The organism is Carboxylicivirga litoralis, assembly GCF_025499605.1.
GTDB lineage: Bacteria > Bacteroidota > Bacteroidia > Bacteroidales > Marinilabiliaceae > Carboxylicivirga > Carboxylicivirga litoralis.
In genome coordinates, this window is record NZ_JAFMVC010000140.1 from 1 (window position 1) to 390 (window position 390).

The window sequence follows — 390 nt, forward strand, 5'->3', positions numbered from 1 at the left end:
TTGGTACCCGAGGCGGGACTTGAACCCGCACGGCCTAATGGCCACAGGATTTTAAGTCCTGCGTGTCTACCAATTCCACCACTCGGGCATCCTTGTGAGCGAAAAACGGGACTCGAACCCGCGACCCCGACCTTGGCAAGGTCGTGCTCTACCAACTGAGCTATTTTCGCAATATGTATTCTGTCAATTCTACTCGACATCCTACTTTCAGTAATTTAAATATTCTCTGCGTATCAGAGAATTCAAAAAAAAAGCGCTTAAAACATTTGTTTTAAGCACTTGTGGTTCTAGATAATCTAGATTGGTACCCGAGGCGGGACTTGAACCCGCACGGCCTAATGGCCACAGGATTTTAAGTCCTGCGTGTCTACCAATTCCACCACTCGGGCA

3 tRNA genes are annotated in these 390 nt (G+C 47.9%); all 3 read right to left on the reverse strand.

Annotated features, from left to right (window positions below):
- Window position 1: 1 nt before the first annotated feature.
- The 3 genes from J1N10_RS21120 to J1N10_RS21130 all read right to left on the reverse strand — a co-directional run bounded on the left by J1N10_RS21120 (window position 2) and on the right by J1N10_RS21130 (window position 389).
- Window positions 2-88: transfer RNA gene (locus tag J1N10_RS21120), tRNA-Leu, on the reverse strand.
- A gap of 9 nt (window positions 89-97) precedes the next feature.
- Window positions 98-170 (reverse strand) — tRNA-Gly (locus J1N10_RS21125).
- A gap of 132 nt (window positions 171-302) precedes the next feature.
- Window positions 303-389 (reverse strand) — tRNA-Leu (locus tag J1N10_RS21130).
- Between the last annotated feature and the right edge of the window lies 1 nt (window position 390).